At 64.7% G+C, this 17,229-nt stretch carries 13 protein-coding genes; 8 read left to right on the top strand and 5 right to left on the bottom strand.

What is annotated here, in order from left to right:
- Positions 1 to 320: 320 nt before the first annotated feature.
- The 5 genes from AB3X95_RS22355 to AB3X95_RS22335 all read left to right on the top strand — a co-directional run bounded on the left by AB3X95_RS22355 (position 321) and on the right by AB3X95_RS22335 (position 4,217).
- Positions 321 to 1,307 carry a LacI family DNA-binding transcriptional regulator gene (locus AB3X95_RS22355; RefSeq protein ID WP_368622579.1) on the top strand — a complete coding sequence of 329 codons (987 nt, stop codon included), beginning with the start codon at positions 321 to 323 and terminating at the stop codon, positions 1,305 to 1,307.
- The gene (locus AB3X95_RS22350; RefSeq protein WP_176122293.1) at positions 1,304 to 2,605 is read left to right on the top strand and encodes an AGE family epimerase/isomerase; all 1,302 of its coding nucleotides are present in this window, start codon (positions 1,304 to 1,306) and stop codon (positions 2,603 to 2,605) included. The genes AB3X95_RS22355 and AB3X95_RS22350 overlap by 4 nt, the downstream gene beginning before the upstream one ends.
- Entirely contained in the window at positions 2,602 to 3,510 is a 909-nt protein-coding gene (locus AB3X95_RS22345) for a carbohydrate kinase (RefSeq protein ID WP_368622578.1), read from the top strand. Before AB3X95_RS22350 ends, AB3X95_RS22345 begins: the two co-directional genes overlap by 4 nt.
- Before the next feature lie 153 nt (positions 3,511 to 3,663).
- Positions 3,664 to 3,894 carry a hypothetical protein gene (locus AB3X95_RS22340; RefSeq protein WP_176109740.1) on the top strand — a complete coding sequence of 77 codons (231 nt, stop codon included), beginning with the start codon at positions 3,664 to 3,666 and terminating at the stop codon, positions 3,892 to 3,894.
- 77 nt (positions 3,895 to 3,971) lie between these two features.
- A complete protein-coding gene (locus AB3X95_RS22335) occupies positions 3,972 to 4,217 on the top strand; it encodes a hypothetical protein (protein WP_176109741.1) in 246 nt (81 codons plus the stop codon).
- Between the two features lie 91 nt (positions 4,218 to 4,308).
- Here the strand turns inward: AB3X95_RS22335 and AB3X95_RS22330 are convergent, their stop codons facing one another.
- Positions 4,309 to 4,770 (bottom strand): DUF3828 domain-containing protein, encoded by a 462-nt coding sequence (locus AB3X95_RS22330; protein ID WP_176368300.1) that lies wholly within the window; start codon positions 4,768 to 4,770, stop codon positions 4,309 to 4,311.
- A gap of 243 nt (positions 4,771 to 5,013) precedes the next feature.
- Between AB3X95_RS22330 and AB3X95_RS22325 the strand changes: the two genes are divergently transcribed.
- Positions 5,014 to 5,991: an ion channel gene (locus AB3X95_RS22325; RefSeq protein WP_176122413.1), complete on the top strand. Its 978-nt coding sequence runs from the start codon at positions 5,014 to 5,016 to the stop codon at positions 5,989 to 5,991.
- A gap of 242 nt (positions 5,992 to 6,233) precedes the next feature.
- A complete protein-coding gene (locus tag AB3X95_RS22320; RefSeq protein ID WP_368622577.1) occupies positions 6,234 to 9,821 on the top strand; it encodes an indolepyruvate ferredoxin oxidoreductase family protein in 3,588 nt (1,195 codons plus the stop codon).
- A gap of 23 nt (positions 9,822 to 9,844) precedes the next feature.
- Here the strand turns inward: AB3X95_RS22320 and AB3X95_RS22315 are convergent, their stop codons facing one another.
- Together AB3X95_RS22315 and AB3X95_RS22310 are read right to left on the bottom strand one after the other, a co-directional pair.
- On the bottom strand, positions 9,845 to 10,540 hold the full coding sequence (locus AB3X95_RS22315; protein WP_368622576.1) for a copper homeostasis protein CutC: 696 nt from the start codon (positions 10,538 to 10,540) through the stop codon (positions 9,845 to 9,847).
- Positions 10,541 to 10,575: 35 nt separating this feature from the next.
- A complete protein-coding gene (locus AB3X95_RS22310; protein ID WP_176122298.1) occupies positions 10,576 to 11,862 on the bottom strand; it encodes an EAL domain-containing protein in 1,287 nt (428 codons plus the stop codon).
- A 239-nt stretch (positions 11,863 to 12,101) separates the two neighbouring features.
- Here AB3X95_RS22310 and AB3X95_RS22305 point away from each other — a divergent pair, with 239 nt between their 5' ends.
- Positions 12,102 to 13,757 carry a Na+/H+ antiporter gene (locus tag AB3X95_RS22305; protein WP_368622575.1) on the top strand — a complete coding sequence of 552 codons (1,656 nt, stop codon included), beginning with the start codon at positions 12,102 to 12,104 and terminating at the stop codon, positions 13,755 to 13,757.
- A 62-nt stretch (positions 13,758 to 13,819) separates the two neighbouring features.
- On the opposite strand, the gene AB3X95_RS22300 is transcribed toward AB3X95_RS22305, so the two are convergent.
- Both AB3X95_RS22300 and AB3X95_RS22295 read right to left on the bottom strand, forming a co-directional pair.
- Positions 13,820 to 15,127, bottom strand: coding sequence for a solute carrier family 23 protein (locus AB3X95_RS22300; RefSeq protein ID WP_176122300.1), 1,308 nt, complete (start codon positions 15,125 to 15,127; stop codon positions 13,820 to 13,822).
- A 185-nt stretch (positions 15,128 to 15,312) separates the two neighbouring features.
- The gene (locus tag AB3X95_RS22295) at positions 15,313 to 16,845 is read right to left on the bottom strand and encodes a diguanylate cyclase (RefSeq protein ID WP_368622574.1); all 1,533 of its coding nucleotides are present in this window, start codon (positions 16,843 to 16,845) and stop codon (positions 15,313 to 15,315) included.
- Positions 16,846 to 17,229 lie beyond the last annotated feature (384 nt).

Raw genomic sequence — 17,229 nt, 5'->3', positions numbered from 1 at the left:
TTTTGATCGTGCGAAGCAAGCCGCCTTCGGGCGGCTTTTTCTTTTGGCTCTTCATTGGCCGTTGTCGTTATTTCACGCGCAAACGCTCTTGTTGTCGCCTCGGCCGGATGGCATAGGACGATTCTGGATGTGCCTCTAAAACGGCGGCTCGCCTATTGTTTAGTCTTTTTTACTAAACAATCCAACTTCAGACAACTCCATTAAATACGGGTATTTACCGGTGTTGCGCGAGCGTTTTTCGGGCTGTTTTAGCAGCGTTTTACTATACAATCGCCCGACCTGAACCCGTGCTGCCTCGCCTCGCGCGGCAGCTTCATTCGATGGCCACAACCATCCGCGACGTCGCCCGCGCGGCCAGCGTTTCGATCGGCACCGTGTCGCGCGCGCTCAAAAATCAGCCGGGCCTTTCCGAGGCCACGCGCGAACGCGTTGTTCAAGCGGCGCGCCAACTCGGCTACGATTCGGCGCAGCTGCGCCCGCGCATCCGCCGCCTGACCTTCCTGCTGCATCGTCAGCACAACAACTTCGCCGCGAGCCCGTTTTTCTCGCACGTGCTGCACGGCGTCGAAGACGCTTGCCGCGAGCGCGGCATCGTGCCGTCGGTGCTGACCGCCGGGCCGACCGAGGACGTGATTCAGCAGATGCGCCTGCACGCGCCCGACGCCGTCGCGATCGCCGGCTTCGTCGAGCCCGAAACGCTCGCCACGCTGGTCGCGATGCAACGCCCGCTGGTGCTGATCGATCTATGGTCGCCGGGTCTGCGCTCGGTCAATCTCGACAACGCCGGTGGCGCCACCCTTGCGATGCGCCATCTGTTCGAGCAGCAGCGCAAGCGCGTCGCGTTCATCGGCGGCTCGCTCGCGCACTTCAGCATCGCCGAGCGCGCGCTCGGCTACCGGCGCGCGTTCTTCGAAGCTGGGCTGCTGTTCGACCCGTCGCTCGAAGTGAACATCGACGCCGGGCTCGATCCCGACACCGGCGCCGCGCGCGCGATGCAGCGCCTGCTCGATGCGCCGGGCCCGCGCCCCGACGCCGTATTCGCATTCAACGATGCCGCCGCGCTCGCCGCGCTGCGCGTGTGCCTCGCGCGCGGCCTCAGCGTGCCCGACGACATCGCGATCATCGGTTTCGACGACATTCCTGCCGCCGCCCACGCCACCCCGCCGCTATCGACGATCGCAGTCGACAAGGAGGCGCTCGGCCGACGCGGCGTCGAACTGCTGCTCGAAGACTCGCCCGCCGAACTCGAAGTCCGCTTGCCCGTTCAACTCGTTGCCCGTGCCAGTACTTTGGTGAAAACGCCATGACGAAAACCGATCCGCATCACCCTTCCACCGACGTCGCGAAGGCGCCGCCGGTCGCCAGCTTCCGCAAGCGCGAGTTTTTGCTCGCGCACATCGAGGACACGCTGCGCTTCTACGCGCCGAACGTGCTCGATCCGAGCGGCGGCTTCTACCACTTCTTCCGCGACGACGGTTCGATCTACAACCGCACCACGCGCCACCTGGTCAGCAGTTGCCGCTACGTGTTCAATTACGCGATGGCGTACCGGCAATTCGGCGACCCGAAGCACCTCGAATACGCGCGCCACGGCCTGCGCTTTCTGCGCGACGCGCACTGGGACTCGCAGCACGAGGGCTACGACTGGGAAATCGAATGGCGCGACGGCAGAAAGCGCACGCTCGACGCGACCCGCCACTGCTACGGCCTCGCGTTCGTGCTGCTCGCGTACTCGCACGCGGCGATGGCCGGCATCGAAGAAGCGAAACCGATGATCGGCGCGACCTTCGAGCTGATGGAGCACCGCTTCTGGGACGCCGCCGCCGGCCTCTACGCCGACGACGCATCGGCCGACTGGCGCGTCAGCACGTATCGCGGGCAGAACGCGAACATGCATACCACCGAGGCGCTGCTCGCCGCGCACGAGGCGACCGGCCATCTGGTGTATCTCGATCGCGCCGAGCGGGTCGCGTCGAACATCACGCTGCGCCAGGCGAAGCTGTCGCAGGGGCTCGTGTGGGAGCATTTTCACGCGGACTGGTCGGTCGACTGGCATTACAACGAGGAAGACAGCTCGGACATCTTCCGTCCGTGGGGCTTCCAGCCCGGCCATCAGACCGAATGGGCGAAGCTGCTGCTGATTCTCGAACGCTTCCGCCCGCTGCCGTGGCTGCTGCCGCGCGCGATCGAACTGTTCGACGCCGCGATGACACACGCATGGGACGAAGACCACGGCGGCCTCTACTACGGCTTTGGCCCCGACGGCACCGTGTGCGATCACGACAAGTATTTCTGGGTGCAGGCCGAAACGTTCGCGGCCGCCGCGCTGCTCGGCAAGCGCACCGGCAACGAGCGCTTCTGGGACTGGTACGACGAGATCTGGCGCTATAGCTGGACGCACTTCGTCGACCACAAGTACGGCGCGTGGTATCGCATCCTGACTTGCGACAACCGCAAGTACAGCGACGAAAAGAGCCCGGCCGGCAAGACCGACTATCACACGATGGGCGCGTGCTACGAAGTGCTCGCCCATGCGCTCGGCGAAGACGCGTCGGCTGGATCGACCGCGCCCGCCGCAGCGGTTTCAGCGGAGAAAGCACAATGAGCGCGACCACCGAACTTCCCGTTTTCGTGTCCGCCGGTGACATCCTCACCGATCTCGTGCGCACCGGCGCATCGCATTGGCTGTCGCGTCCGGGCGGCGCGGGCTGGAACGTCGCGCGCTGCGTCGCGCGGCTCGGCCTGCCGACCGCGTGCGCGGGCTCGCTGGGCGTCGATAACTTTTCCGACGAGCTGTGGGACGCGAGCGTCGCCGCCGGGCTCGACATGCGCTTCCTGCAGCGCGTCGAGCACCCGCCGCTGCTCGCGATCGTGCATCAGACGCATCCGCCGGCCTACTTCTTCATGGGCGAGAACAGCGCCGATCTCGCGTTCGATCCAGCCAGGCTACCGGCCGGCTGGATGAACGCAGTGAAGTGGGCGCATTTCGGCGGCATCAGCCTCGCGCGTCAGCCGCTCGGCGATACGCTCGCGGCGCTCGCTGCCGAGTTGCGTTCGCACGGCGTGAAGATCAGCTTCGATCCGAACTATCGCAATCTGATGGAGCACGGCTACGAGCCGACATTGCGCCAGATGGCCGCGCTCGCGGATCTGATCAAGGTTTCGGACGAAGACTTGCGCATGTTCTTCAGGACCAGCGACGAAGCCGCCGCTCTCGCGCAATTGCGCGCGATGAATCCGGCCGCCACCGTGCTCGTCACGCGTGGCCCCGACGCGGCGATGCTGCTCGACGGCGCCGCGCTGATCGAAGCGAAGCCGCCGCGCGTCGAAGTGGTCGACACGGTCGGCGCGGGCGATGCGTCGATCGGCGGTCTGCTGTTCAGCCTGATGAGCGCGCCGCAACGCAGATGGCCCGAGCATCTTGGATTCGCGCTCGCGGCCGGCGCGGCGGCGTGCGGCCACGCCGGCGCGCACGCGCCGACGCTCGACGAGGTGGTCGCGCTGCTGTAAAACGCGGCGCTGTAATTCTGCTGCCTTGAGGCGCGCGTAGCGTGACGGATGTCGAGCGCGTCGCGCTGCGCGAAGCCGCCCTGGGCGGAAACCGATCCCGCCACGCCGTGCTAGGATGAAAATATCGAAACCTTTGCGAAAAGGAGCGAGGCCATGGAGGACGTCACCTACACCAAAGGGATCTACACGGCCACTGCGTCGATAAGGGAAGTCGCACAGGACGCCTTTCAAGGTGTCGTCACCCTCGCGCGCGACGAGGGCGAACCCAGCGACGATCAGGAGACCACGCTCTACGAAGTCGACTCGACGTCGTCGACGCCGGGAGAAGCGCTCGAAGAAGCCAAAGCGCTCGCACATCGTATCCTCGGGGAAATCGAACTGTAGGCCGAACCAAGGGGCAGCGCGTCGCGCGTGCTCGCGCATCGGCGCGCCGCTGCGGGGTCGACCGGCTGGAGGCGATCATGGCTGAACAGCTGTTCCAATACGGCGTGTATTCGATTCACGTTCGTCCGCTCGAACTGAGCGGCGCGCGCTGGGACGCGGAGTACGAAATCCGTCATCGCGAGAAGGCCGTCAAGCCGTGGACCACGGTTGGCGGCGACGCGGGCTTTGCAGAGCAAGCGGAAGCGGTGGAAAGCGCGCGTCGGCAGGCCGTCGACGATATCGAGCATGGCGCGGGAATTCCGAAGCCGCACGTGTTTCCGTAAGCGGTTGTCGACGCGCTTTTTGAAGCCGCAGCGAGATTCGCCGTGGCGGCCTTGAGCGCTGCGCGTCGCCACGCAAGGTAAGGCTGAGCTGTCAGCGATAGTCGCGCGTATCTACGACCTTGGTGATCTTCCAGATGCCGTTTTCCTGGCGCAAAAACACGATATTGGTCTGTTTGTCTTTCGAGCCGAACGTAACAGCCACGAGCGCCACGCCGTCGAGCATGAAGACTGGATGCACCGCTATATGCCCGGCCCAATCTTTCTCGTCGAAGTCTTGTACTTTCGTGAAGTACTCCGCATCTTCGGACAATTTGTTGGCCTGATATTGCTTTCGCAATAAATCGACGGTTGGTTTTACAACGTGCCTGTATATCTCCTTTTCCATGATCGGATAGTCTCGGTCTGCGGCCAGGCGCGGAATGAACCATGCGTAGAAATCTCTTACGCGGGTCTCGGGAGTTGCTTGTTCGGCGTGGGCCGGGTTTCCTGCATATGAGGTGCCGTTAAAACTCAGCAACAGCGTGGCAACAAAAATCGCCAGATATTTTCTCATGGCATATTAGATTATCTCGATCATATTTCGATTTAGAAATCATACAGCAAACCCAAAACAAACCAAGATATTTTATTATCTTGAAAACATTTTAAATAGGGATAGCTTTTTTGAATAAAAATATAGCCTTCGTCAATACCGTGCTAGTTACGAGGGAAATCAAGCTGATCGGCACGTTCTAGTCAATTGCATGAGTCTCGCGCCATGCTACGCTGTACCTGTATCGATCCCCACGAGCGCGTGATGGCAAGCGAACCGTCAGACCGTTTTTCCACGCTCGGCGACCCCGACACCGACACCAGCGCGCCGAGGCGCCACGCGCGCGGCAGCCGCGAAATGCGTCTCGACGATCGCGTGGTGATCGCGCACGGGATGCCGACGCCGTTGTGGCAAGACCTGTATCACCGCGCGCTCGGCGTGCGCTGGCCGGTGTTCTTCGTGTCGCTCGCGCTGCTGTTTCTGCTGCTCAACACCGTGTTCGCCATGCTCTACATGCTCGGCGACGCGCCGATTGCGAATCAGTTTCCGAAGGGCTTCGGCGGCGCGTTCTTCTTTAGCGTCGAAACGCTCGCGACGGTCGGCTACGGCGACATGCATCCGCAAACCGTCTACGCGCACTGGATCGCGACGCTCGAAATCTTCATCGGCATGTCCAGCATCGCGTTGGCGACCGGGCTGATCTTCGCGCGCTTTTCGCGGCCACACGCGAAGATCATGTTCGCGCGCTATGCGGTGATCCGGCCGATCGACGGCCGCATGACGTTGATGGTGCGCTCGGCCAACGCGCGTCAAAACGTGATCGCCGAGGCACGCGCGCGGCTGCGCATCATGCGTCTGGAGACGTCGATCGAAGGCTTTACGCTGCGCAAGCTCTACGACCTCACGCTGGTACGCGACCAGCACCCGGTGTTCAAGCTCGGCTGGACGCTGATGCACATCATCGACGAAGCGAGTCCGCTGTTCGGCGAAAACGCCGAATCATTGAAGGGCCGCGACGTGTCGCTGCTGCTCACGCTCGAAGGCATCGATGAATCGACGTCGCAAACCATGCAGGCGCGCCACATGTGGACCTGCGACCAGATCGTCTGGCAGCACCGGTTCGTCGACATCATGAGCGAGCAAGACGGCGTGAGCCACATCGACTATTCGCACTTCGACGAGATCGTGCCGCTCGATGCGGCGCCGCTCCAACCGGACATCGCGGCGAACACCGCGCAGTAGCAATAGCCACAGTCCCATTCGACGCCCCACGATACCCAGGGCATACCCGAAGCGCGCCGCCGCCTGGCAAATCCGGCTCAAAAGCGGGCCGAAACGCGCGAGTCATCGCGCCCATTCGCGCTCGCCCGATTAAAGAAGCAATAATTCACTCCCGCGAGCGCTAAAAAATAGAGTCTCTTTCGCTGCGCGGTATCGGTGACCCCACCACCCGCGCGCCGAGCCAGAACATTGGAGACTCCCCCATGACCGCTCGCCTGCCCATCGACGGCACGCCCGCTCTCGCCGACTACAAGCTTTCCGACAATCTCACCGCGACGCGCGGCCGAATCTTTCTGACCGGCACCCAGGCGCTCGTACGCCTCCCTCTGATGCAGCGCGCGCTCGACAAAACACGCGGCCTGAACACCGCCGGCTTCATCAGCGGCTATCGCGGCTCGCCGCTCGGCATGGTCGATCAGCAGTTGTGGAAGGCGAAAAAACTGCTCACCGCGAGCGACGTTCGCTTTCTGCCCGCGATCAACGAAGAACTCGGCGGCACCGCCGTGCTCGGCACGCAGCGCGTCGAAGCCGATCCCGAGCGTACCGTCGATGGCGTATTCGCGATGTGGTACGGCAAGGGCCCGGGCGTCGACCGCGCGGGCGATGCGCTGAAGCATGGCAACGCGTACGGCTCGTCGCCGCACGGCGGCGTGCTAGTGGTCGCCGGCGACGATCACGGCTGCGTGTCGTCGTCGATGCCCCATCAGAGCGACTTCGCGATGATGGCGTGGCATATGCCGGTGGTGAATCCGTCGAACATCGCGGACATGCTCGAGTTCGGCCTGTACGGCTGGGCGTTGTCGCGCTTCTCGGGCGCGTGGGTCGGCTACAAGGCGATTTCGGAGACCGTCGAATCGGGCTCGACCGTCGATCTCGACGCGCTGCAAACCGAATGGACACCTCCGCAGGAATTTGAAGCACCAGCCGGCGGTTTGCACAACCGCTGGCCCGATCTGCCGAGCCTGACGATCGAAGCGCGTCTGCACGCGAAGCTCGACGCGGTGCGCCAGTTTGCGCGCATCAACAGCATCGATAAATGGATCGCGCCGAGCCCGCACGCGAACGTCGGCATCGTCACGTGCGGCAAGGCGCATCTCGATCTGATGGAAGCGCTGCGCCGGCTCGATCTGAGCGTCGCCGATCTCGACGCGGCCGGCGTGCGCATCTACAAGGTCGGGCTGTCGTTTCCGCTGGAGATGACACGCATCGACGCGTTCGTGTCGGGCCTGTCCGAAGTACTCGTGATCGAAGAGAAGGGCCCCGTCATCGAGCAGCAGATCAAGGACTATCTGTACAACCGCACGCAAGGCACGCGGCCGGTCGTGATCGGCAAGCACGCCGAAGATGGCTCGTTGCTGCTGTCGTCGCTCGGCGAATTGCGGCCGTCGCGCATTCTGCCGGTGTTCGCGAACTGGCTCGCGAAGCACAAGCCGGCGCTCGATCGCCGCGAACGCGTCGTCGATCTGGTCGCGCCGCAGATCCTGTCGAACGCGGCGGACAGCGTGAAGCGCACGCCGTATTTCTGCTCCGGCTGTCCGCACAACACGTCGACGAAAGTGCCGGACGGTTCGATCGCGCAGGCCGGCATCGGCTGTCATTTCATGGCGTCGTGGATGGAGCGCGACACGACCGGACTGATTCAGATGGGCGGCGAAGGGGTCGACTGGGCCGCGCATTCGATGTTCACGAAGACCCGCCACGTGTTCCAGAATCTCGGCGACGGCACCTACTTTCATTCGGGCATTCTCGCGATTCGCCAGGCGGTCGCCGCGAAAGCGACGATCACCTACAAGATCCTCTATAACGACGCGGTCGCGATGACGGGCGGTCAACCCGTCGACGGCAGCATCTCGGTGCCGCAGATCGCGCGACAGGTCGAAGCCGAAGGCGTGTCGCGCTTCGTCGTGGTCAGCGACGAGCCCGAGAAATACGACGGTCATCACGGCCAGTTTCCGCAGGGCACGACGTTTCACCATCGCAGCGAGCTGGACACCGTGCAGCGCGAGTTGCGCGACACCGACGGCGTGACCGTGCTGATCTACGACCAGACCTGCGCGGCCGAAAAACGCCGGCGTCGCAAGAAAGGCGAATTCCCCGATCCGAACAAGCGGCTCTTCATCAATGAAGAAGTCTGCGAAGGCTGCGGCGATTGCGGTGTGCAGTCGAACTGTTTGTCGGTGGAACCGGTGGAAACCGCGCTCGGTCGCAAGCGCCGCATCGATCAGTCGTCGTGCAACAAGGACTACTCGTGCGTGAACGGCTTTTGCCCGAGCTTCGTCACCGTCGAAGGCGGTACATTGAAAAAGGCCGCGGGCGTCGCCTTCGATCCGCAGGCGCTCGCTGCCCACGTCAACGCGTTGCCGATTCCCGCGACGCCACTCGATGCCGCGCCGTACGACATCCTCGTCACCGGAGTCGGGGGCACCGGTGTCGTGACGGTCGGCGCATTGATCAGCATGGCCGCGCACCTCGAAGGCAAGAGCGCGTCGGTGCTCGACTTCATGGGCTTCGCGCAAAAGGGCGGCTCGGTGCTGTCGTTCGTGCGTTTTGCCGCGCGCGACGAATGGCTGAACCAGGTGCGCATCGACACGCAGCAGGCCGACGTGCTGCTCGCCTGCGACATGGTGGTCGGCGCGAGCGCCGATGCACTGCAGACGGTGCGGCATGGCCGCACGCGCATCGTCGTCAACACGCATGCGATTCCGAACGCGAGTTTCGTACAGAACCCCGACGCGACACTGCATGCCGATGCGCTGATCGACAAGATGCGTCACGCGGCGGGTGCAGAGCGCATGTCGACGTGCGACGCGCAAGCGCTCGCAACGCGTTTTCTCGGCGATACGATCGGCGCGAACATTCTGATGCTCGGCTTCGCATGGCAACTCGGTCTGGTGCCGGTGTCGTTCGCCGCGATGATGCGCGCGATCGAACTGAACAACGTCGCGGTGCAGATGAATCAACTCGCGTTCTCGATAGGGCGCATGGCCGCGGCCGATCCCGCCGCGCTCGAATCGCTGTGGCAGTCGCGACATGCGCCGAAGCCGAGCGTGCGAGTCGATACGCTCGACGAGCTGATCGCGCATCGCGAAGCACGTCTGCTCGCGTATGGTGGCGCGACTTATGTGAAGCGCTATCGCGCGCTCGTCGATGCGGCACGGCGCGCGGAAACCGCCGTCGATGCGGCGAGCGAGCGTGTGACGCGCGCGGTCGCGACGACGTTCTACCGGCTGCTCGCGGTGAAGGATGAGTACGAAGTCGCGCGTCTGCATACGGATGCCGCGTTCCGCGATGCGCTCGAAGCGCAGTTCGAGGGCGTCGCCGGCAAGGACTTCACGATCCGCTTCAACCTCGCGCCGCCGACGCTTACGCGCGCGCAGCCCGGTGCCGTGCCCACGAAGAAGACCTATGGTCAGTGGATGTGGCCCGTGCTCGGCCTGCTTGCGAAATGGCGCGGTCTGCGCGGCACGGCGCTCGATCCGTTCGGCCGCACGCTCGAGCGCAAGATGGAGCGCGAGCTCGCGAGCGATTACGAAACCACGCTGCAACGTGCGCTAGCGAAACTCGACGCGAGCCATCTCGACGACGTCGCGAAACTCGCTGAACTGCATGCGCGCATACGCGGTTATGGGCACGTGAAGCTGGCGAACCTGGCGGGCGTCAAGCGTGGCGAGCGCGACCTCGCCGCACGCCTCGGCATCGATGCGGCGACCGGTGTCGCGGTGAAGAAGTCGCTCGAGGAAATGAAAGGCGCCGGGCAGTTGCGCGGCATTCCGGTGGTGGTCGCGAAGTAAGTAGGTTCGTTGCGCTGTTCGGCTCAAGTCGCGTCGAGCAGCGCCCGCACCTGCATCACCTTCACCGGATCGACGGGCGCGAGTCCGTTGCCGTTCACGCGAACGCCGGAGCCGAAATGGACGGCCTCGACGTGCGTGTTGCTGACGAAGCGCGCGACCGCATCGACCGTCAAGCCGGCACCGGCGAGCACCGTGCAAGGCGAGCCGTCAGCCTGCCGCACCAGTTCGCTGACCACGGCTTGCGCCTGCAGCACCGACGGCTTTCCGCCCGACGTCAACACATTCGTCACCGCCTCGAAGCCGAGCAGTACGTCGAGCGCTTCGCGTAGATCGCGCGCCTCGTCGAACGCGCGATGGAACGTGATCGCGAGTCCATCGGCAGCTTCGCACGCGCGCGCGAGACCTTCGCGGTCGATCGTGCGCTCGGCATCGAGCATGCCGATCACGATGCCGTTCGCGCCGGCCGCCTTCACCGCACGGATGTCGCGCAGCATCACCGCGTAGTCGTCGGCGTCGTAGACGAACGAGCGGCTATGCGGCCGCACGATCACGTTCACGGGTATGCCAACCGCGGCTACCACTGCCTCGATCAAGCCCACACTCGGCGTCAAACCGCCCTCGCCCATCGCGGTCACGAGTTCGAGACGGTCGGCACCGGCTTGCGCGGCCGCACGCGCATCGGCGACGGTCGTGGCAATCACTTCGAGCAGCACGGACATGAGCGCAAGCTGATTTCGATTAAAGCGACATCATGTCAGATGCGCGCGTCGCGTTCTTCCTCGACCCAGTCGATATCGCCGCACAGCACGCAGGTCTCGCTGCCGACACGCGTCGCCACCGACAGCGTCACGCACGGCAACGCCTCGTTGATCGACAGATACGGCCGTGTCACGTGCACGCGCTCCGGCGCATTGATCGCGACGCTGAAGTACGGGCGACGCAGCCAGTTCGCGCCCTGCGCGTCGGCGAGCGGCAGGAAGCGCGTCTCCTGCGCGGCGCGATCGGCGCGCAGCACGACGTTGCGGCCCGCCTGGCGGCCCTTCGCATCGAGCAGAAAACAGCGCGCCGCGTGATCGAGCGCGAGGAAATTCCAGCACACCTCATCGAGCGGCTCACCAGCGGCGAGACGCTCCGCGGCGCGCTCGAACGCGCGCAGATACGGCGCGAGCCGGATCGCGCTGCGCCGCTCGCGCGCCTCGGCCTGCTCGCGATAACGCTCGGTGACTTCGCCGATGCAAATCGCCGTGTGGATCGCATCGGCAATACCCGGACTCGGCCGGCCGAAGAAAAACCCCTGCACGAAGTCCGCATTGCAGGCGAGCGCCATCTGCGCTTCGTGCTCGGTTTCGATGCCCTCGATCAGCACGAGCTTGCCTGCTTCATGCAGCAGCGACACGAGCCCCGGCAGGATCGTCGCCATGTCGGCGCGATGCGCGGCGTGCGACAGCATGATGCGGTCGAGCTTCACGATGTCGGGATTCAGCTGCCAGATCCGCTCGATGTTCGAATGGCCGGCGCCGAAATCGTCGAGCGCGATCAGGAAGCCGCGCTCGCGGAACTCGCGCACCGCGTCGGCGAGTCGATCGAGATCGTCGGCGCGCTGCTCGAGCACTTCGAGCACGACGCGCCGCGGCGACAGATCGAGCCGCCGCAGATTCGCGAGCAAAGCGGCCGCGAGATACGGGTCGGTCAGCACGCCCGGATGCACGTTCAGGAACAACCATTCGCGCTCCGCGCCGAGCACCTTGAAGTTCTCCAGATGCAGCGTCTGCGCGAGCCGGTCGATCTGCAGCGCGTCGCCGAGGCGCGCGGCCTCGCCGAATACGTCGAGCGGCGACACCGCGCGATCGAGCGCGTCGTGTGCGCGCAGCAAGCCCTCGTAGCCGACCGCACGCAGGTGCGACAGACTGAAAATCGGCTGGAACACGCTAGTCAGCGTCAGTTCGCCGTGCTGCACCGAATAGCGTCGAAGGCCCGAGGTCACCTCGACCTCGAAGCCGTGCGGCACGCTCGCCGCCCTGTCCTGTTGCGCAATCGTCATGCAATCCTCTCACGCGAGAACCGGCCGGTCAGAACGCGAACGGCAACGAGACCGACACCGTCTCTCAAAATGTGCGTCATCGTTACCGGTTAAGCAAGGTCCATGCGCACGCTAGCGCACACTGTGCTGTAATTCGCCCGAAAGATTGCACCGGCGACAGCGTTCGTGCGCCGCCCGGGGGCGTGACGCGCACCGTTGCGGTGCGCGCCACGCCCCCCTTCATCCACCCGGAATACACGATGGAAATTGTCTTCACCGTTCTGATGCTGCTATTGGCCGTCGCCGCGTCCGGCGTGCTGACCCGCGCACTGCCGTTCAAGCTGCCGTTGCCGCTCGTGCAGATCGCGATCGGCGCGATGCTCGCGTGGCCTCGCCTCGATTTGCACGTCGCGTTCGATCCGGAAATCTTCATGCTGCTGTTCATTCCGCCGCTGCTGTTCGCGGATGGCTGGCGCATTCCGAAGCGCGAGTTCTTCATGGCGCGCCGCGCGATCCTGATGCTCGCGCTCGGTCTCGTGTTCATGACGGTGCTGGTGGTCGGTCACTTCGTGCACGTGCTGGTGCCGCAGATCTCGCTGCCGGTCGCGTTCGCGCTCGCCGCGGTGCTGTCGCCGACCGACGCGGTCGCGCTGTCCGGTATCGCCGGCAAGGGCAAGATTCCGGGGCAGCTGATGCATATCCTCGAAGGCGAGGCGCTGATGAACGACGCGTCTGGCCTCGTCGCGCTGAAGTTCGCGATCGCCGCCGCGCTGACCGGGGCGTTCTCGCTGCGTGCGGCGTCGGTTAGCTTCGTGATCATCGCGGTGGGCGGCCTCGCGGTCGGTGCAGCGGTGAGCGCGGTGTTCAGCTTCGTGTCCGCGCGTTTCCTGAATCTCACCGAGGAAGGCGATCCCGCGCCCGGCGTCGTGATGACGCTGCTGATTCCGTTCGCCGCCTATCTGAGCGCCGAGCGCTTCGAGCTGTCGGGCATTCTCGCCGCGGTGTCCGCCGGCATGATGATGAATTACGCAAGCATCATGGAAAAGTGGCAGGTCGCCTCGCGCGTGCGTGCCACGAGCACGTGGACGATGATCGAGTTCGTGTTCAACGGCATGGTGTTCATCATGCTCGGCCTGCAGTTTCCGCACATCCTCGGCCGCGCGCTGCTCGATGCGCATGAAACCAACGACGCACAGGTCGTGCTGCTGATCGGCTATATCGTTGCGGTGGCGCTCGCGCTATACGCGATGCGCTTCGCGTGGGTGTGGCTGCTGCGCTGGTTCGCTAGCCGCGGTGCGACGAAACATGGCGTCGCGAACGCGGTGCCGGGGTTGCGCATGGTGTCGGTGACAACCGTGGCCGGGGTGCGCGGCGCGGTGACGCTCGCGGGCGTGCTGTCGCTGCCGGAGGTGCTGCCCAACGGCACGCCGCTGCCGGGACGCGATCTCGCGATCTTCATCGCGTCGGGCGTGATCCTGCTGTCGCTGCTGGTGGCGGTGGCCGCGTTGCCGCTGCTGCTGCGCGGCTGGCGGCGCGGCAAGGACCCGCACGCGGCCGAGGAAGCGCTCGCGCGCACGCTCGCCGCTCAATCGGCGATTCGCGCGATCGATCATCTGCACGACACCGAGTGCGCGGACCTCGATGAATCGGCGCAGGCCTATGCAACCGACGTGACTGCGCGCGTGATGGACCTGTACCGCCGCCGCCTCGCGTCACTCGACGACGACCAGGCGCCACGCGAACTCGCGCGCCGTGCCGATGCGCTCGAATTCCGCATGAAGCTCGCGGCGATGCGTGCCGAGCGCAAGACGCTGCTCGATTTGCGCGACACCCAGCGCATCAACGACGAGACGATGAACAAGCTGATGCGTGAGGTGGATCTGTCGGAGACGGCGCTGACCGCGCGCAAAAGGTAGGAGGTCGCTGCTGGATCAGGCTCGGCACCGGCGCTCGAAACGCCGGTGCCGGTAGAAGAAGCTCAGGCCACCGGCCCTTGCGTCGGCTTCCTTCTCAACAGCGCGTACAGAATGATCGCGCCGAACGTCGCGGTGCCGATGCCGCCGAGCCCGAAGCTGCCGAGCTTCAGCGAGAAGTCGCCGGCGCCGAGCACGAGTGTGACTGCCGCGACGATCAGATTGCGGTTATCGGAGAAGTCGACTTTGTTGACGACCCAGATGCGTGCGCCCGTCACCGCGATCAGGCCGAACACGACGATCGACACGCCGCCCAGCACCGGTCCCGGAATCGTCTGGATTACCGCGCCGAACTTCGGCGAGAAGCCGAGCACGAGCGCGATCAACGCGGCGATCACGAATACCAGCGTCGAATAGATCTTCGTGACCGCCATCACGCCGATGTTTTCCGCGTACGTGGTCACGCCGGTGCCGCCCGCGAAGCCCGACACGATCGTGGCGAGCGCGTCGCCGAGAAACGCGCGGCCGATGTAGCGGTCGAGGTTCTGGCCAGTCATCGCGCTGACCGCCTTGATGTGGCCGAGGTTTTCCGCGACGAGGATCACCGCGATCGGCGCGAGCAGTGTCATCGCGTGCGGGTCGAACACCGGCGACATGAAGTGCGGCATGCCGAACCACGCAGCGTTCGCGACGATCGAGAAATCGATCGGCTTGCCCATGCCGAGGCCGTTCGTGACGATCGCGTAGATGACGTAGGCGAGCAGCAGGCCGACCAGAATCAAGAGACGCTGCAGCATGCCGCGCGTGAATACCGCGACCGCGCCGACGCACAGCACCGTGACGAGCGCCATCCACGACTCGAAATTGCTGCCGCTCACGCCATGCACGGCGATCGGCGCGAGGTTCAGACCGATCACGCAGACGATCGCGCCGGTCACGACCGGCGGCATCAGCGTTTCTATCCAGCCCGTTCCCACCGCCGCCACGATCAGACCGATCACCCCGTACGCAACACCGCACGCGATGATGCCGCCCAACGCGACCGGAATGTTCGGATTCGCTCCGTGTCCGCCGTAGCCGGTGACCGCGATCACGAGACCGATGAACGCGAAGCTCGAACCGAGATAGCTCGGCACGCGCCCGCCGACGAGCACGAAGAACAGCAGCGTGCCGATCCCCGACATGAAGATGGCCAGATTTGGATCGAAGCCCATCAGCAGCGGCGCGAGCACCGTCGAGCCGAACATCGCGACGACGTGCTGGACGCCCATCGCGAACATCTGCGGCCACCCGAGCCTCTCGTCGATGCCGACGATGGCGCCCTGGGCGGCGGCAGGCTGGCGGCGCCAGCGGGGGAAATAGGATGCGGCCATCGCGGGGATTCTCCTCTGGGTCGGCGTGGTGTGTGCCGATCACGCGCTGCGGCGTGGGTCCGGCGAAATTACGCGCGAGTTTACGGAGAGCAATAAGGGCTGGCAAGCAGGCTATGAGGCAGGCTATGAGGCAGGCTATGAGGCTTGCTATGAAGCCGGGTCGACAAGCATGGCCCGGGTGCGCGTCACTTCGCGCCGTGCGCGTCGATGTCCGGCGTCACCGCGGAGCCGGCCCGCGAGGAGTTGTCCGTCGCCGCGCCGTAGGCCATCACTCGATTGCGGCCGGCATCCTTCGCGCGATACAGCGCCTGGTCGGCGGCGTCGACGAGTGCACGGCTGGTCGCGAACGCCGCGTCCTGCGCCGTTGCTGCTCCGGCACTCACCGTCAGGACGTGATGCGTGCTGGCCACGTGGCGGCATTGCAGCGCCTGCACCGCCGCGCGGATCTGCTCGGCGATCCGCTGCGCGCCCGTCGCATCCGTGTCCGGCAGCAGCACCGCGAACTCCTCGCCGCCGAAGCGGGCAGCCGTGTCGCCCGGACGCCGCGCGTTCTGCGCGATGCAGCGCGCGACGCCAATCAGCGCTTCGTCGCCGGCCGAATGACCGTACAGGTCGTTGAAGCCCTTGAAGTTGTCGACATCGATCAGCAGCAGCGACAGCGGCCTGCCGTTGCGCTGTGCGCGACGCCATTCGTCGTTCACGTGCTCCTCGAAGGTGCGGCGGTTGTTCAGGCCGGTCAGCCCGTCAGTGCGCGCCAGTTCGCGCAGCTCTTCCTCGGCCGCGCGGCGCAGACGCAACTGGCGTGAGAACAGGATCGCGAGCGCGATGATCGTCACGTCGAGCGCGACGATCAGCGTGCCGATGACCCACGCGCGCCGCCGCCATTGGACGTAGATGTCGCGCGTGGACAGCGCGACGTCGAGGATCAGCGGAAAGCCGTCGATATGGCGGAACGCGTACCAGCGCTCGACACGGTCGATCGCCGCGGTGCCGAAGAAGTCGCCGCTCGGCTGCTTGACGAAGCGCGAGAAGTTGGCCGTGCCAGTCAGGTTGATGCCGATCGTTTTCGGGTCGTAAGGACGGCGCATCAGCATCGTGCCGTCGCTGAGCATCAATGCCATCGAGCCGCTCGGCCCGAGCTTCATGCCGTCGAACAGCCGATGGAAATACGTGAGCCGCAGCGTGCCGACCACCACGCCGCCGAAGCTGCCGTCCGGCCTCGAGATGCGGCGGCTCAGCGCGATGCGCAGGTCCTCGTCGGTGCCGTTCCGGCTGAACGGGCGGCTGATGTACAGCCCGACGTCGGGCGAAGCGCGCTGTGTCTTGAAGTAGTCGCGGTCGGCATGGCTCTGTTCGCGCGGCGGCCACGCGCGTGAATCGAAACGCACGTTGCCGTTCTCGTCGAGCACGAATACCGAGCCCATGTCCTGTGCGCTGATCGAGCCGTCGAACAGCACCATCTGGCGGATCGCCGGCGGCAGATCGAGGACGCCCGGCTGCTTCAGTCCGTCGATCACCGCGCGCAGCGACAGGTCATAGATCTCGAGATTGCGCGACACGTCGCGCTGGACCAGCAGGGATATGTTGGCGATGGAGTCTTGCGCGCGGCGCAACGCATCTTCGCGCATCTGTGCGAGCAGCGACACGGCCATCGCGAGGATCGCGCCGGCCAGCAAGACGCTGATCGCAATCACGTTGTTCGGTCCGCGCGTCGACATGCGTTTTTGGTTTTTGGCTTGCGCTGAAGGTGGCGCGTGAAGAGGCGGCCGCGTCCCGGCAGTACCGTTAATTACGCGACCTACGAAAGCGTTAGCGTAGCAGACGTGGCGCATCGGCAAACGTTTGCATAGACGGATTTTCGCCCGAATGCGCAAAATCGGCGCGCCGGAAGCCCCGTCCGACGGGGGGTGCGCCTGATCGCTCGTTTATCCAGGCGTCGTCCGATTATTCGGATAGCAAATGCGTATTGGCTGGATAGTCGGGTCTGAAAAATTCGAAGAGCCCTGTGCAACAAGGGTTTAAAGCGGAAAGTGGTTGATGCATTTGCAGGAACCTGGCATTTTATGGGTAATTTCCTGCAAATTCTGTCGAGGTCTGGATGG

Source organism: Paraburkholderia sp. BR13444, from assembly GCF_040948755.1.
GTDB classification, from domain to species: Bacteria; Pseudomonadota; Gammaproteobacteria; order Burkholderiales; family Burkholderiaceae; genus Paraburkholderia; species Paraburkholderia youngii.
This window is presented reverse-complemented; position numbering and strand designations above follow the sequence as displayed.

Coding starts and splice junctions, on each gene's coding strand:
- AB3X95_RS22355 (WP_368622579.1), top strand. CDS start 321: ATGGCCACAACCATCCGCGACGTCGCCCGCGCGGCCAGCGTTTCGATC.
- AB3X95_RS22350 (WP_176122293.1), top strand. CDS start 1,304: ATGACGAAAACCGATCCGCATCACCCTTCCACCGACGTCGCGAAGGCG.
- AB3X95_RS22345 (WP_368622578.1), top strand. CDS start 2,602: ATGAGCGCGACCACCGAACTTCCCGTTTTCGTGTCCGCCGGTGACATC.
- AB3X95_RS22340 (WP_176109740.1), top strand. CDS start 3,664: ATGGAGGACGTCACCTACACCAAAGGGATCTACACGGCCACTGCGTCG.
- AB3X95_RS22335 (WP_176109741.1), top strand. CDS start 3,972: ATGGCTGAACAGCTGTTCCAATACGGCGTGTATTCGATTCACGTTCGT.
- AB3X95_RS22330 (WP_176368300.1), bottom strand. CDS start 4,770: ATGAGAAAATATCTGGCGATTTTTGTTGCCACGCTGTTGCTGAGTTTT.
- AB3X95_RS22325 (WP_176122413.1), top strand. CDS start 5,014: ATGGCAAGCGAACCGTCAGACCGTTTTTCCACGCTCGGCGACCCCGAC.
- AB3X95_RS22320 (WP_368622577.1), top strand. CDS start 6,234: ATGACCGCTCGCCTGCCCATCGACGGCACGCCCGCTCTCGCCGACTAC.
- AB3X95_RS22315 (WP_368622576.1), bottom strand. CDS start 10,540: ATGTCCGTGCTGCTCGAAGTGATTGCCACGACCGTCGCCGATGCGCGT.
- AB3X95_RS22310 (WP_176122298.1), bottom strand. CDS start 11,862: ATGACGATTGCGCAACAGGACAGGGCGGCGAGCGTGCCGCACGGCTTC.
- AB3X95_RS22305 (WP_368622575.1), top strand. CDS start 12,102: ATGGAAATTGTCTTCACCGTTCTGATGCTGCTATTGGCCGTCGCCGCG.
- AB3X95_RS22300 (WP_176122300.1), bottom strand. CDS start 15,127: ATGGCCGCATCCTATTTCCCCCGCTGGCGCCGCCAGCCTGCCGCCGCC.
- AB3X95_RS22295 (WP_368622574.1), bottom strand. CDS start 16,845: ATGTCGACGCGCGGACCGAACAACGTGATTGCGATCAGCGTCTTGCTG.